This window comes from Rhodococcus rhodochrous (assembly GCF_014854695.1).
Taxonomy (GTDB): domain Bacteria; phylum Actinomycetota; class Actinomycetes; order Mycobacteriales; family Mycobacteriaceae; genus Rhodococcus.
On the sequence record NZ_CP027557.1, the window covers coordinates 1,791,137 to 1,804,675 of the forward strand.

A 13,539-nucleotide genomic window follows, 5' to 3' on the forward strand; every position below is an offset into this window, starting at 1 on the left:
TGCGTACTCGAGCCGCGGCCGCCGATCCGACATCCGGATCGGCGGCCGCAGCCTTCGTGTGATGTCACTCCACCGGTGAGGTGTCTCCGGAGACCGCACGGGCCAGTCTCGCGAATCCGTCGTGGTCGACGAGATCCTCGACGAGCACGACCTTGCCGCGGGCATCGGCGAGCGGAACCCGCCAGTTCGGATACTCGTCGACGGTGCCCGGCTGGTTCTGGCTGCGTCGCTCACCGGTCGCATCCGCCAACGAAACACCCAGCAGCGCAGACGGACTCGCCGCGATCAGCCGGTGCAGTGCCTCGACCTGGCGATCGACGTCGGTCTCGCCTTCGTCGAGCAGACCCCGTTCGACCGCGAGCGCCAGAACGGAGTCGCGTTCGGCGGCCGCATCGGTCAGTTCGGCGTCGAGGTCGCCCTCGAGCAGACCGAGCTCCGACCGCAGCCGGATGTGGTCGCCCGCCAGATATCCCGCCGTGGGCGCGAGGTCGTGTGTGGTCACCGAGGTCAGGCACAGGGGGCGGTAGGTCTCCGGCCCGCGCGGGGAGTCCTCGTCGCGTTCGAACCACAGGATCGACGTCCCGGCGATGCCGCGCTCGGCAAGATACTCCTGCACCCACTCCTCGAAGACCCCGAGGTCCTCACCCACGACCACGGCGCCGGCGCGATGCGCCTCGAGCGCCAGGATGCCGACGAGTGCCTCGTGGTCGCTGCGGACGTACGCGCCGTCGGCAGGCGACATCCCCTCCGGCACCCACCAGGTGCGGAACAGTCCCAGGATGTGATCGGCCCGGACACCGCCCGCGTGCCGCAACGCCGAGCGCACCACATCGCGGAAGGGGATGTATCCCAGCTCCGCAAGACGATCCGGCCGCCACGGCGGCTGATTCCAGTTCTGACCGTTGCGGTTGAAGTCGTCGGCGGGGGCGCCCACCGTGACGCCCGACGCCAGCGCGTCGCCCAGTGTCCAGGCGTCGGCGCCGTGCGGGCCGACACCCACCGCGAGGTCGTGCACGATGCCGATATCGGAACCGGCTGCGAGCGAAGCGGTTTGGGCGTTCGCGAGCTGCTCGTCGCACAACCACTGCAGCCACCGGTGGAAGTCGATCCGCGAGGCCAGTCGCTCGCGCAACCGGGCGACCTTCGGGTCGTCGGGGCTCGGGGCGCGCGACGCCCACCGGTCGGCGCGGTCGCCGAACTTCTCGTACAGCGCGCACCACAGCGCGAAGTCGTCGAGCGCCTGCCCACCCTCGGCGCAGAACGCCTCGTACCGTGCGCGTCGAGCGGGGCCGAGTGGCACCCGGTACACGCGCTCGAGGACGTCGAGTTTCGCGCGGAAGGTCGCATCCCGGTCGAGACGCCGTGCCTTCCGGTTCGCCTTCGCCGCGCGCTGCGCGTGCTCGTCGAGTTCCTTGCGGTGTTTCGCGGGGAGGTAGGCCAACTCCGGGATGTCCTCGATACGCAGGTACAGCGGGTCGACGAAACGCCGCGACGACGGCAGGTAGGGCGACGGTTCGTGCGGCGGCACGGGCTCGGCCGCGTGCACGGGGTTGATCAGGACGAAGTCGCCGCCGTAACCGGCCGTGATCGCCGCCAGATCGGCCAGGTCGGCGAAATCACCGATGCCCCACGACCGGCGGCTGCGCACCGAATAGATCTGGGCCGCAAGACCCCAGCGCTTCTTCTCGAGCAGCCGGTCGGCGGTGGACAACCGGCGCGGGGTCACGACCAGGACCGCGGTGGTCTCGATGTCGTTGCTGCGGGCGTGCACGACATGCCAGCCGAGGGGCAGTCGAGGAACGGCGAAGGTCGCGCGGCCCACGAGCCGGCCGTCGACGGTCCGCGGGTCCACCCACACGTCGAGCTGCTCGACGTCGACCTCCGCCCCGTCCTCGGCAACGACCCACACCGACACCGGGTCGCCGTGCGGCACGTGCACCGGGAACGTCCGGTCGTCGCCCTCGACGACCACGAGCGCGGGCGGGAGCATGCAGCGCCACGGGCGGTCGTCGAAGTCGGCGATCGATGCCACGACCTCGTCGTCCGTCCCGGCCGGGACGTCGAGCGCGGCGAGTACGCGCCGCAACGTCTCGTCGGAGACATCGTGGTCGCGTCCACCCCATCCCGTGTAGGTGGTGGTGATGCCGTGCTTTCCGGCCAGTTCGCGCAGCTTCGCCGAGGACGTCACGGTCCTGAATCATGCCAGCAAAACGACTCGGGGGCAGCGCGCGGAACATATGGTCGACAGCGTGACCGCTCTCGACATCGCGCACGGCGACATCACCACCATCGCGGTGGATGCGATCGTCAACGCCGCGAACTCCTCCCTGCTCGGGGGCGGAGGAGTGGACGGTGCGATCCACCGGGCGGGCGGCCCGGAGATCCTCGCGGCCTGCCGCGAACTCCGCGCGACCTCGCTACCCGACGGACTCGAACCGGGCCGTGCGGTGGCGACTCCCGCGGGGCGTCTCCCGGCGCGATGGGTGATCCACACCGTGGGCCCGGTGTGGTCGGCGCACGAGGACCGATCCGGGATCCTGCGTTCGGCGTACCGCAACAGTCTGCTCGTCGCGCAGGACCTCGGCGCCCGCACGGTGTCGTCCCCGCTCGTCTCGGCCGGCGTCTACGGCTGGCCGCTCGACGACGCCGCCCTGCAGGCCGTCACCACCATCCGGGAGACGCAGACGGATGTGGAGACCGTCGTACTCGTCGGCTTCGACAACGCCGCTGTCGACGCGCTCCGTCGCGCCGTGTCCCGAGCGGGATCAGCTCAGGAGTAATCACCGAAGCCGTCGAAGAGGGTCGGTTCGTCGGGGTTGTCGAACAGTGCGGGCTGCTCGGGCGACGCCTCACGGCCGGCGCTCGATCTCGATGCGCGCGATCCGGCCGAGTCGGTGCCCTCGCCCTGTTCGAGGAACTGCAGGGCCTCCGCGAGCGAGCGGCTCGTCGCCTCCCATTCGAGTGCCCGAGCCCGTGCCTCCCGAGCACCGTCGGTGTTGAGCGCTGCCTCGCGGGTCTGCGACTCGCCGTCCCACCACACCTGCAGTTCGGTGCTGATGGTGAGGAACCGCCGCAACTGTTCGGGATTGCGATCGCCGATCGCCGCGACGGTGCTCGCGGCGACATCGGTCGCGCCGTCGAGATGGAAGTCGCGCACCGCGAGCAGGGCCACCGGCAGATCGTCCTCGGCGTCGGGTAACTGCGAGACGTCGCCCCAGGGCGGATCGGTCGCACCGCCCGTCGCCCCGTCGAATCCCTGATCGCGCAGCAGCGAGCCACCGATGTGGGTGGCGAACGAACTGTCGACGGTGTCGAGGAACTGAGTGATGGTCTCGAGCGATCCGAGCAGGTGCGCCGGGGCGAACGGCGCGGCCGGAACACGGTCGACGATCGCGAGGCGGTCGTCGACCAGCACGAACTTCAGGTGCGGCCACCGGCGGTTGAGGTCGACGCAGATCTCGGCGGCCCGCGTGCGTCCGGTGATGGAATGGACGATCGGTGCGAACAGGTCGACGGTGCCGCCTCCGGGGCCGACACCGACGAACACCAGCACTCCGGCGATCCGCAGGACGAGATCGCCGTCCTCGTCCCAGGCGGGCAGATCGTCGATCCGCTCGTGCAGGGTGGATTCGATCAGTTCGCGCACATGGTCGTCGCCGGTGGGGACGACCGCGAGCGGCACCTGCGGGGCCTGCGTGCGACCGGCCTGCGGCGTCTCGGGCACGAGGAACGAGGTGAGCTCGGTGACCGAGCGCTCCGTTCCGAACGTCTCGGCCCGCAGGAAGAGGGGGTGGGGAACACCCCACACCGAACGAAGTGCACGCACGGCGATGACGGCGAGCTGATCGGCCCAGCTGCCAGGACGATCGATCCAGAACGCCGGGGATCCGCCGTCCTCCGGATCGTCCGGTCCGCGGGAGGGCGCCTGCAGCCCGAGTTCGAGGAGCATCTGCTCGTCGACCGGGGTGAGGTGCCGGTCGGGGGCGAGGTGTGCGTTGGACGGGACCTCGCAGCGGACGAGCCGGTCTCCCCACGCGTAGAACTGCACGCACGGCCCGGCAGGGCCACCGGCCTCGTCGGTGAAGGGTTCGAGGACCAGGCCGTCGCCGTCGCACATGGCCGCGACATGGTCGGCCAGGCGCGTGCGGAACTCGCGCCAGGCCGCGTCGACGTCCTGGTCGAACCGGGTCTGCGCGTCGGCCATGATCGGACCCCCTTCTCTGTGCGGTCGAGCCGAGAGAAAGACTAGTCGCCGGCACCGACAGGCATTCCTCCGCTGGGTCGCACGAGCGACGGCTTGCCCAAGCGCACGGTTCTCGGCCTGCGACGGCCCGCCGAGGTGTTCCGATCCCGGTGAACGAAACCGTGTCGATCCGTCCGGAGGTGCCCGACCATCGACGCATGATCGACGCCATCATCCGTCTCGTCCGGACCCTGCCGGCCCGCATCCCCGCAGGACGGTCGGCCGATCCGTCCGTGTGGCCCGTCGTCGTACCGGCCGGAACACCCGAATGCACCACGGATGCCGTGGCGGACTATGCGATCCGGGTCTCGATATGACCCTGCTGGGCGGGGCGGGCTCGAGGGCAATGGCGTCGGGAGGCGGGTCTCACCGCAGTTCACGCACGAAGCGGCCGATTTCGGCGAGCGCGCGGCCGCTCTCCGGGACGATCCCCGCCGCGGCCTGGAAGACGTGCACCTGTTTCTCCCACACCTGGAGTTCGGTGGAGACGCCGGCGAGTTGCAGCCGCCGGGCCATCAGCTCGGCGTCGACGTAGGTCATCTCCTCGGATCCGGTCTGGATGAGTGCGGGAGGCATCTCGGACAGGTCGAGATCGACGGGGGAGGCGACCGGCTCGGCGCCTTCGCCACCGAGGCGCTCGGCGCGATCGACGAGGGTCGACAGGACGCCGACGGCGCGTCGTGGGAAGACGGCGCACCGGTGCGAATTGGGATGGTCGAGCTTGCCCCGCGGGTCGAGATCGGTGAGGGGTGACAGGGCGACGGTGCCGGCCGGACGGCCGATGCCGAGGCGTACGGCTTCGTGGGCGACGGCGAAGGTGAGGAAGCCACCCGCGGAGTCCCCGGCGATCACGACACGCTCGACCGGGTAGCCGTGTGCCACGAGCCAGCGCAATCCGTCGAGCCCGTCCTCGACCGCGCTCCGGATCGGATGGCGGGGCAGCATGCGGTAACCGACCGCCAGAACCGGCGCGCCGGTTGCGGCGGAGATGCGGGAGACCAGATGGCGGTGCGTGGTGAGCCCGCAGCACAGGAATGCGCCACCGTGCAGGTACAGGACGGCGGTGCTGTCGATATTGGCCCGGACGGCGGTGCCGTCCGTACCGACCTGTGCGGCCGGGGGTGCGGCACCCGGAGCCCACAGCAGTTCCGCCGGGCACGTCGGGAGATCGACCCGCCGGCGGTGTGTGCCGGGTACCGGCACGAGTGGGAACGCGAGGCGGTCGATCACCGACGCCGGCCAGGGGAGGGTCGGCGCGTACGACCACGCCTCGATGAACGGCCGCACGGTACGACGCACGGAGAAGGACAGGGCACGGGACTGAGTGCTCACCCCCGCGAACTCGCGCGTCGTGGCGCGGTGCGCGGGCAGAGGGAGCAACTCGGCGTGGGCGACGCTCACGACCGGCACCTCCTCGGTCTGCCCGGAGTCGTGGTCGGACCCGGTCGGGGTGGCTGCACGGACTTCGGATTTACGAGGATACGCCCGTTCATCCAGGTCGCGAGGGTTCGCGGAGCAATCGTTGTGGTCCTGGTCTCAGGGTGATGATTCCGGGTGAAGGTGGGTTCTCGGCGATGTACCTTCTGTCAGGTACCGGCAGTGCAAAAAGTTTTCCGGACCTTCTACACATTCCGTACTTTTCGGGCCACACTGACTGTATGTTTCGACTGCGGCGCGCGGCCCGGCGTCGCTCCTGGGGGACGAACGAAGGCGAGATGTTGCGTAAATTCGACGTTGCAAGCATGAGTGCCGACGAGATCACCGCGGAGAACCTGCCCCGGATGGTGGCGGACGCCGCGGCATGCGAGCCCGACCGGATCGCCGTGGCGCACGGCGTGGACACCACCACCTACGCCCGGCTGCACGACGAGGTCGTCAAGCTCGATGCGGCCATGGGGATCCTGCTCGGAAAGGCCTCGCTCGTGCCCATCGCGCTCGCGACCGTCTTCCCGGCGCTCGCCGACTCGGCGCGCGGCGACCTGCGCGACGTACTCGACGCACTCGTGATCGATCTCGTCGACTGTGTGGCCCCCGAACCTCTCTCCGCAGCCGGCTGACAACCGACCCGGCATCCACCATCATCGAATCGGTAGGTCGACGAACGAAGTGAACGGTACTGCACGGCGGTACCGACCGGGGTGGGAGGCCACGTGGAGGACGACACGCTCACCGTCGCCTGCAAATACGGCGAGGTCCGCGGATATCGCGACGGCGGGGTCTACGTCTGGAAGGGCATCCCGTACGCGGCCCCGACCGGTTCCCGGCGGTTCCGGTCGCCGTTACCACCGGAACCGTGGGACGGCGTCCTCGACGGCGCACGATTCGGACCGATCGCTCCGCAGAGTCGGCAGAGTCCGATCGGGATCGAACCCGAGATGACGTTGAGCGAGGACTGTCTCTCGCTCAACATCTGGGCGCCGCCGCCCGACGGCCGCCGCCGCCCCGTCATGGTCTGGATCCACGGGGGCGCCTACATCATCGGATACTCGGGTCAGAAGATCTACGACGGCCGAATCCTGTGCGAGAGCGGCGATGTCGTGGTCGTCACGATCAACTACCGGCTCGGTGCGCTCGGATTCCTCGATCTGTCGTCGTTCTCCACACCCGATGCCACCTTCGAATCCAACGTCGGTCTCCGGGACCAGATCGCCGCCCTCGAGTGGGTGCGCGACTGCATCGCCGACTTCGGGGGCGATCCGGACTGCGTCACGCTCTTCGGGGAATCGTCCGGTGCGGGGTCGGTCACCACACTCATGACGGTCCCGAAGGCCGAAGGCTTCTTCCATCGCGCGATCGCCCAGTCGCCGCCCGCCACCTCGGTGTACGGCAGCGAACGTGCCGCGACGGTCGCGCAGCGCTTCCTCGAGATCCTCGACCTACCGCCGTCCCGAGCCGCCGAACTGCTCACGATGTCGACCGACACACTGGTCGAGGCGTCGGAAGTGCTCGTCGCCGAGACCCCCACGAAGGTGCCGGGAACGCTCGCCATGACCCCGGTCGTCGATCGCGACCTGGTGCCGAAGTATCCGGTCGCTGCCTTCCAGAAGGGGCTGTCGCACCGGATCCCGCTGATCATCGGCTCGAACAAGGACGAGCCGTCGATCTTCCGCTTCATGAAGTCGCCGTTGATGCCCGTGAACGATACGGCCGTGCAAGCGATGTTCAAGGCGCTGGCCGACGACCGGACGGATCTGCCTCCCGAGCGTCTCGCCGAGATCGTCGCGGCGTATCCCGACCTGCCCAAACCCGCCGGAGCGATGGCACTCTCGCGCGATGCCGGTTTCCGGATGCCGGTGCTGTGGGTCGCCGAAGCGCACAGCGCGCATTCGCCGACCTGGGTGTACCGCTTCGACCACGCCACCCCGATGCTCAAGGCTGCGCGGATCGGTGCCGGGCACGCAACCGAATTACCTTACGTATTCGGTAATTTCGGCACCCTCGGTCGGGATCCGACCTTCTGGCTCGGCGGCCGCAGGTCCGCCGGGGAGGTCTCCGGGCGTGTGCAGCGGCGCTGGCTCGCGTTCGCGCACCACGGCGTGCCGGCGGCGCTGGACGGCTCGAAGCACTGGCCGCAGTACGAGGTGGAGGAACGTTCGACCCTGCTCATCGACTCCACGGACAGGGTCGAGTCGGATCCGGACGGCGAGATGCGCCGGGTCTGGGGCAGTCAGGTCATGGCCTTCACCTGAGCGCACCCCGAAGCGCCGAGCACATCTGCAAGTACCGGCGGTACACCCTTCGATGACACATTCCGTGCGTTGATCCGGTTGAACACGTGTGCAACGCTTGAAACGTGCGTTCAACCGTCGCCGGTGAAGACCTCACCACCCGTGCACGGATCCGCGACGCCGCGATCCGGTGCATCGCCGCGTACGGCGTCGGCGTGCCACTACGCACCATCGCCGCAGAGTGCGGCGTCAGCGCTTCGCTGATCGTGCATCACTTCGGATCCCGCGCCGGATTGAAGGAACACTGCGACCGGTACGTGCTCGACGGGATCCGGCAGGCGAAGAGTGCCGTCCTCGACCCGCAGGCCGGGCCGGCCGCGCTGAACGACCAGATGGAGCACATCGAGAACTACGCGACCACGGTCGCCTATCTCTTCCGCACCCTCCGGGCCGGCGGTGCACCCGCCGCCGACTTCCTCGACCGACTCGTCGCCGACACCGAGGCATATCTCGAAGAGGCGGTGGCTGCCGGAACCGTGCGGCCCAGCCGGTTCCCCTCCGAACGAGCACGCGCCCTCATCTCGTTCAGCGTCGGCGCCGTGCTCATGGACCTTCCGGGTCCGGACGAGTATCTCGATCTCGAGACATTTCCTGCCAGGCTGCGTTCCTACACCGAGCGCCTCATGCTGCCGATGCTCGAGCTCTACACCGAGCCGTTGCTGACGGACTCGACGCTCCTCGAGGCATTTCTGGCAGCACGGAAGGCACCCCCCGACTCCTGACGGAGGAAAGATGGACACCCAGATCATCGAAATCCGCGACGTCGTCAAGACATTCGGAACCACGAGAGCCCTCGACGGCTTCTCGATGACCGTCGAACGCGGTACCGTCGCCGGATTCCTCGGACCGAACGGCGCCGGCAAGTCCACAGCGATCCGCGTGCTGCTCGGAATGCTGCGTGCCGATTCCAGCACCGTCCGCGTCCTCGGACTCGACCCGTGGACCGACGCCGTCGCGATCCACCGCCGGCTCGCGTACGTGCCCGGCGACACGAACCTGTGGCCCACCCTCACCGGTGGCGAGATCATCGACGTCCTCACCCGCATCCGCGGGGGCGAGGTCCGCACGCGTCGTCGCGCCGAACTCCTCGAGCGGTTCGAACTCGATCCGACGAAGAAGGCCCGCACCTATTCGAAGGGCAACCGGCAGAAGGTCGCACTCGTCGCCGCACTCGCATCGGACGCCGAGCTCTACCTGCTCGACGAACCCACCTCGGGTCTCGACCCGCTCATGGAGGCGGTGTTCACCGACGAGGTGCGAGGGCTCCGCGACCGCGGCGCGACCGTCCTGTTGTCCAGCCACATCCTCGCCGAGGTCGAGAAGCTCTGCGACACGGTGACGATCATCCGGGCCGGGCGCGACGTCGAGACCGGCACCCTCGCGCAGTTGCGGCACCTGACGCGCTCGTCCGTGCGGGCCACCACGAGTGCCCCTGCCGAGCGACTGGGCGGGCTCTCCGGGGTCCACGACCTCTACGCCGACGACGGCCGGCTCGCGTTCGACGTCGACAACACCGCCCTCGCCCCGGTCCTGCAGGAACTCGCCGGACTCGGCGTCGAGAACCTCACCATCACGCCCCCGTCGCTCGAAGAGCTGTTCATGCGGCACTACGGCGACACCTTCGACACCGGTGACGGGAACGGCGCCGGTGCGGTGGAGGAGGTGTCCTCACGATGACCACGACGACACCGACAGCTGTACCGACCCCGAGCGGTACCTCCGCGACGTCCGCGGCACCGTTCACCGGGCTCGGCACCCTGCTGCGGCTCTACCTGCGGCTGGACCGCGTGCGCATCACCGTCTGGACCCTCGCGCTCGCCTTCACGGTGTGGTCGACCGTCCTCAGCCTGGCCGCGGTCTATCCCGACGAGGCCTCCCGTCAGGCCCGTGCTGCCCTGCTGGAGAATCCGGCTGCCGTACTCATGACGGGCCCGGCCTACGGGATCGACAACTACACGCTCGGGGCGATGACCGCGAACGAACTGAGCCTGACCGTCTTCGTCGCGACCGCGATCATGAGCATCCTGCTCGTCGTGCGGCACACCCGGGCGCAGGAGGAATCCGGCCGGCTCGAACTTCTGCGGGCGCTGCCCGTCGGGGCCTATGCTCCGCCGGCGGCCGCCCTGATGCTGGTCTCGGTCGCGAACCTCATCGTGGGCACCGGTATCACCGTCGCGCTCATCGCAGGCGGGCTCGATGTCGTCGGCTCGGTCGCCTTCGGTGTGGCCTCCGCCGTCACCGGGGTGCTCTTCGGTGCGGTCGCGGCAGTGACCGCCCAGTTCGGCGAACACTCCCGCTCGGCCACGGGTACCGCGCTCGCAGTGCTCGCTGCGGCCTTCTTCGTCCGCGGCGCCGGCGACATCATCGAGTCGACCGGCTCGTGGCTGTCGTGGCTCTCGCCGATCGCCTGGGCCCAGCAGACCCGGCTCTACGTCGACGAGCGGTGGTGGCCGCTGTTGTTGTCCGTCGCCACGACGGTCGTGCTGCTCACCGTCGCCGTCGCACTGTCGCGGCGCCGCGACCTCGGAGCCGGACTGCGGGCACCGAAACCCGGACCCGCCGAGGCAAATTCCGCGTTGCTCGGTCCGGTCGGTCTGATCCGCCGCCTGCTGCGCGGAGCCTTCGTGGGCTGGCTGACGGGACTGGTCCTGTTCGGCGTCGCGATGGGCGCTCTCGCCAGCTCCGTCGAGGACCTCATTGACGAGATGCCGCAGGTGCTGGACATGGTCGGCGTGGACCCCGACGCCCTCACCGCCTCATTCTCCGGGATGATGCTGATGTTCCTCGCTCTCGGCGCCACCGCCTTCGGTGTGTCCGGCGTGATGCGGATGCGCAGCGAGGAGGACGGTGGACGTTCCGGTCTCGTGATCGTCACCGGAACGGCGCGCAGCGCATGGCTGTTCGCGGCACTCGGCGTGATCGTCGTCCAGTTGGTCGTGGCGCTGCTCGTCTCCGGTGCTGCGACCGGACTGGGGGTCGCGCTCGCGGTGGGCGACTGGGGGTGGATGCCGCGGATGATCGCGGCGTCCCTGGCCTACGCGCCGGCTGCGATCCTCGTGGTCGCCGTGGCGTTCGCGCTGCTGGGCTGCGTGCCGCGTGCCACCGGGCTCGTGTGGGTGCTCGTGGTGTGGATGGTGTTCGTCGCGTGGCTCGGCGAGATGCTGAACCTCCCCGACGAACTCGTCGCACTGTCGCCGTTCTCGCATGTCCCGCTGGTGCCCGCAGAGGGGGTGACGGTGATGCCGCTGATCGTCCCGGCGGTTGCGGCGGTGCTGCTCGTCGCAGCGGCGATCGTCGGTTTCCGCCGCCGCGACGTGCAGGTGTGACGGATCAGTTGCGGTATTCGGGATGTTCGGAGACGAACTTCTCGACGTACGAGCAGGACGTACCGATCTTCAGTCCCTGCTTCCTGGTCTCGTCGAGGGCGTGCTTCACCACGATCCCGGCGAGGCCCTTGCCGCGGAACTGCGGGTCGGTGACGGTGTGGTCGAAGTCCCGCAGGTCGCCGTGCTGCGTGTAGTCGGCGTAGGCCGCGAGGTCGTCGCCGAGATAGAGCGCGAAACGGGCCTTGTCGGCGTCGTGCTCGATCCGGGGTTCGGTGCCGTCGATGTTCTGCGTCATGATCTCACCGTACTCGGGGCGTGACCGGGAGGAGTGTCGACGACGATCGCGTCGTCGTCGGTCAACGCCACGTGTTCGACGTCGTGCTCGCGCAGGTAGCGCAGGGTCTGCCGTATCCCGTCGTCGGCCAGCATCGAGTCACCGGCGTGCGGCACGATCGCGTGTTCGACCCAGCCGAGTCCGTCCCACACCACCGGGACACCGCAGGTCGCGGCGACCTCGTCGGGGTCGTCGGAGAACTCGATGCCGCGCAGCGACGGTGTGGCGACACAGGCCCCGGCGCTGTAGCCCCCGTACACGAGACGGTTGTCGCTCACCAGATCCGTGAGCACGGTATCGCCTCCGCTGCGGGCCAATTGCGCTCGCAGGACGAAAGTGTTGCCGCCGCGCACCCACACGGACGTGAAGTCCGACAGGCGCCGCCGGAGCGAGTCGGGATCGTCGAGGTGATCACGTAGATCCACCTCCTCCGGTTCGAAGCCGAGCGACCGCAGCGGGCCCATCTCGCTCGTGACCGCCGCCGTGCGGGCCGAGGCGGGCCACGCGTCGGCGGCGTTCGCGATCACCGCGATCCGGCCCGGCGTCGTCAACCGGACGAAGGCGTCCGGATCGGTGCCGAACCGGTAGGAGGACAGGAACAGCCGCACGACGTCAGATCGTGAACGCGAGGTTGTCGACGATGCGGCGTCCGACCTCGGTGTCGCCGCCGAGGGAGATCTCCTCGATCCGGTCCTCGGCGCGCACGCGTCCACCGGCGAGCCGAACGAACAACCCGGAGTCCATCGCGATCGTGGTCGTGACCGGTTCGGACAGGGCCGGCACCTCGGTGGCCCGTCCGTGCACCTCGATGTGGATGGTGCGCGCGAGGGGACCGGTGAGTTCGAGCGTGATGCGCGCTCCCTCGGGGGCCTTGCCGCGCTTGCCGACGATGAACGGAACCGCACCGAAGACCTCCGCGGATCCGAGTTCGGCACGCGGGCCGCCCTCGCTGCCCGTCCTGCCGAGCGCGTCGCAGATGTCGAGTTCGTGGAGCCAGCAGTCGAACACGCGGATCCGCATGAAGCGCCCGTACGGTGCCGGCCCGACGGGAGTGTTCGACTGTTTCCCGAAGTCCTCCTGGGTCATCGCGCCGAGTTGCTCCGTGCGCAGGGCGACGATCTCGCGGTACCGCTCGAGCACGTCCGCGCCGGGGACGGGACGCAACGACTCCACCCACAACTCGTTGAAGGCCGCGATGTCGTTGCGCACGTGGTCGAACGAGCGCACGTCGCGTTCGACGCGCGGAGCCTCGATGCCCGCGAGCATCGACTCGGTGCCGATGAGATGCGCAGTGATGTCCTTGACGGTCCATCCCGGCAGGCAGGTGGCGGTCGTCCACTCGTCCTCGGTCAGTCCCGCCAGCAGGTCGTCGAGCACGGCGAACTGCTCGAGCAGCAGCGGCCGGATCGTGTCGATCGGGAACTCGGCAGCGGAGGTGTCGGGGGTGGTGTCGGGCTGTGATGTCACTGGTGCTCCTCGGCGGTGAGACGTTCGAGACCGGCGCGGATGATCGCCGCGGTGGTCTCGGGGTCGTGGGGGCGACGGCGGACCAGACCGATACCCATCCGGACACGATCGCCGTTCCAGCGGGGCAGGAGGTGCAGATGGGTGTGGAAGACGGTCTGGAAGGCTGCTCGTCCGTCGTTCAGGACGAGATTGGTTCCGTCGGTGGCGAGTTCGGAACGGGCCATCGCCCGGGCGATCCGTTGTCCGGCACGGAAGACTGCCGCACCCGACGCCGGATCGAGCTCCTCGAGGCGTGCGGTGTGCACGCGGGGGATCACGAGGGTGTGCCCGCGCGCGATCGGTCGGATGTCGAGGAAGGCCACGACCTCGTCGTCCTCGTACACCCGTGTCGCCGGACCGCTGCCGTCGGCTATGGCGCAGAACACACAGGAACTCACCGGG

The 13,539-nt window shown here is 69.1% G+C and carries 14 protein-coding genes; 7 read left to right on the forward strand and 7 right to left on the reverse strand.

The window, feature by feature from the left end:
• Nucleotides 1-64 precede the first annotated feature (64 nt).
• Complete coding sequence (gene malQ, locus C6Y44_RS08290) at nucleotides 65-2,188, reverse strand: 4-alpha-glucanotransferase (RefSeq protein WP_159418731.1); 2,124 nt, start codon at nucleotides 2,186-2,188, stop codon at nucleotides 65-67.
• Nucleotides 2,189-2,249: 61 nt separating this feature from the next.
• On the opposite strand from malQ, the gene C6Y44_RS08295 reads away from it, so the two are divergent.
• On the forward strand, nucleotides 2,250-2,780 hold the full coding sequence (locus C6Y44_RS08295; protein WP_159418730.1) for an O-acetyl-ADP-ribose deacetylase: 531 nt from the start codon (nucleotides 2,250-2,252) through the stop codon (nucleotides 2,778-2,780).
• Here the strand turns inward: C6Y44_RS08295 and C6Y44_RS08300 are convergent.
• Complete coding sequence (locus C6Y44_RS08300; protein ID WP_159418729.1) at nucleotides 2,771-4,204, reverse strand: T3SS (YopN, CesT) and YbjN peptide-binding chaperone 1; 1,434 nt, start codon at nucleotides 4,202-4,204, stop codon at nucleotides 2,771-2,773. The two genes, C6Y44_RS08295 and C6Y44_RS08300, sit on opposite strands and share 10 nt — an antisense overlap.
• 149 nt (nucleotides 4,205-4,353) lie before the next feature.
• Here C6Y44_RS08300 and C6Y44_RS08305 point away from each other — a divergent pair, with 149 nt between their 5' ends.
• Nucleotides 4,354-4,560, forward strand: coding sequence for a hypothetical protein (locus tag C6Y44_RS08305; protein WP_202400096.1), 207 nt, complete (start codon nucleotides 4,354-4,356; stop codon nucleotides 4,558-4,560).
• Between the two features lie 49 nt (nucleotides 4,561-4,609).
• Here the strand turns inward: C6Y44_RS08305 and C6Y44_RS08310 are convergent, their stop codons facing one another.
• Entirely contained in the window at nucleotides 4,610-5,644 is a 1,035-nt protein-coding gene (locus C6Y44_RS08310) for an alpha/beta hydrolase (protein ID WP_225623758.1), read from the reverse strand.
• Nucleotides 5,645-5,985: 341 nt separating this feature from the next.
• Here C6Y44_RS08310 and C6Y44_RS08315 point away from each other — a divergent pair, with 341 nt between their 5' ends.
• The 5 genes from C6Y44_RS08315 to C6Y44_RS08335 all read left to right on the forward strand — a co-directional run bounded on the left by C6Y44_RS08315 (nucleotide 5,986) and on the right by C6Y44_RS08335 (nucleotide 11,297).
• Entirely contained in the window at nucleotides 5,986-6,300 is a 315-nt protein-coding gene (locus tag C6Y44_RS08315) for a non-ribosomal peptide synthetase (protein WP_225623759.1), read from the forward strand.
• Nucleotides 6,301-6,393: 93 nt separating this feature from the next.
• Complete coding sequence (locus C6Y44_RS08320) at nucleotides 6,394-7,932, forward strand: carboxylesterase/lipase family protein (RefSeq protein ID WP_059383663.1); 1,539 nt, start codon at nucleotides 6,394-6,396, stop codon at nucleotides 7,930-7,932.
• A 104-nt stretch (nucleotides 7,933-8,036) separates the two neighbouring features.
• Entirely contained in the window at nucleotides 8,037-8,693 is a 657-nt protein-coding gene (locus C6Y44_RS08325) for a TetR/AcrR family transcriptional regulator (protein WP_059383664.1), read from the forward strand.
• 10 nt (nucleotides 8,694-8,703) lie between these two features.
• A complete protein-coding gene (locus C6Y44_RS08330; RefSeq protein ID WP_192378741.1) occupies nucleotides 8,704-9,648 on the forward strand; it encodes an ABC transporter ATP-binding protein in 945 nt (314 codons plus the stop codon).
• Nucleotides 9,645-11,297 (forward strand): ABC transporter permease, encoded by a 1,653-nt coding sequence (locus C6Y44_RS08335; RefSeq protein ID WP_059383666.1) that lies wholly within the window; start codon nucleotides 9,645-9,647, stop codon nucleotides 11,295-11,297. Before C6Y44_RS08330 ends, C6Y44_RS08335 begins: the two co-directional genes overlap by 4 nt.
• A gap of 4 nt (nucleotides 11,298-11,301) precedes the next feature.
• Here the strand turns inward: C6Y44_RS08335 and C6Y44_RS08340 are convergent, their stop codons facing one another.
• Genes C6Y44_RS08340 through C6Y44_RS08355 form a run of 4 tightly spaced genes read right to left on the reverse strand, consistent with a single transcriptional unit; the run spans nucleotide 11,302 to nucleotide 13,535 of the window.
• Nucleotides 11,302-11,592, reverse strand: a complete 291-nt coding sequence (locus tag C6Y44_RS08340) for a GNAT family N-acetyltransferase (protein ID WP_059383667.1) — start codon at nucleotides 11,590-11,592, stop codon at nucleotides 11,302-11,304.
• Nucleotides 11,589-12,239 carry a Type 1 glutamine amidotransferase-like domain-containing protein gene (locus tag C6Y44_RS08345; protein WP_059383668.1) on the reverse strand — a complete coding sequence of 217 codons (651 nt, stop codon included), beginning with the start codon at nucleotides 12,237-12,239 and terminating at the stop codon, nucleotides 11,589-11,591. The genes C6Y44_RS08340 and C6Y44_RS08345 overlap by 4 nt, the downstream gene beginning before the upstream one ends.
• A gap of 4 nt (nucleotides 12,240-12,243) precedes the next feature.
• Entirely contained in the window at nucleotides 12,244-13,098 is an 855-nt protein-coding gene (locus tag C6Y44_RS08350) for a maleylpyruvate isomerase family mycothiol-dependent enzyme (protein ID WP_145707235.1), read from the reverse strand.
• On the reverse strand, nucleotides 13,095-13,535 hold the full coding sequence (locus C6Y44_RS08355) for an HIT family protein (protein ID WP_059383670.1): 441 nt from the start codon (nucleotides 13,533-13,535) through the stop codon (nucleotides 13,095-13,097). Before C6Y44_RS08355 ends, C6Y44_RS08350 begins: the two co-directional genes overlap by 4 nt.
• Nucleotides 13,536-13,539: the final 4 nt, after the last annotated feature.

Coding starts and splice junctions, on each gene's coding strand:
- C6Y44_RS08335 (WP_059383666.1), top strand. CDS start 9,645: ATGACCACGACGACACCGACAGCTGTACCGACCCCGAGCGGTACCTCC.
- C6Y44_RS08340 (WP_059383667.1), bottom strand. CDS start 11,592: ATGACGCAGAACATCGACGGCACCGAACCCCGGATCGAGCACGACGCC.
- C6Y44_RS08315 (WP_225623759.1), top strand. CDS start 5,986: ATGAGTGCCGACGAGATCACCGCGGAGAACCTGCCCCGGATGGTGGCG.
- C6Y44_RS08300 (WP_159418729.1), bottom strand. CDS start 4,204: ATGGCCGACGCGCAGACCCGGTTCGACCAGGACGTCGACGCGGCCTGG.
- C6Y44_RS08330 (WP_192378741.1), top strand. CDS start 8,704: ATGGACACCCAGATCATCGAAATCCGCGACGTCGTCAAGACATTCGGA.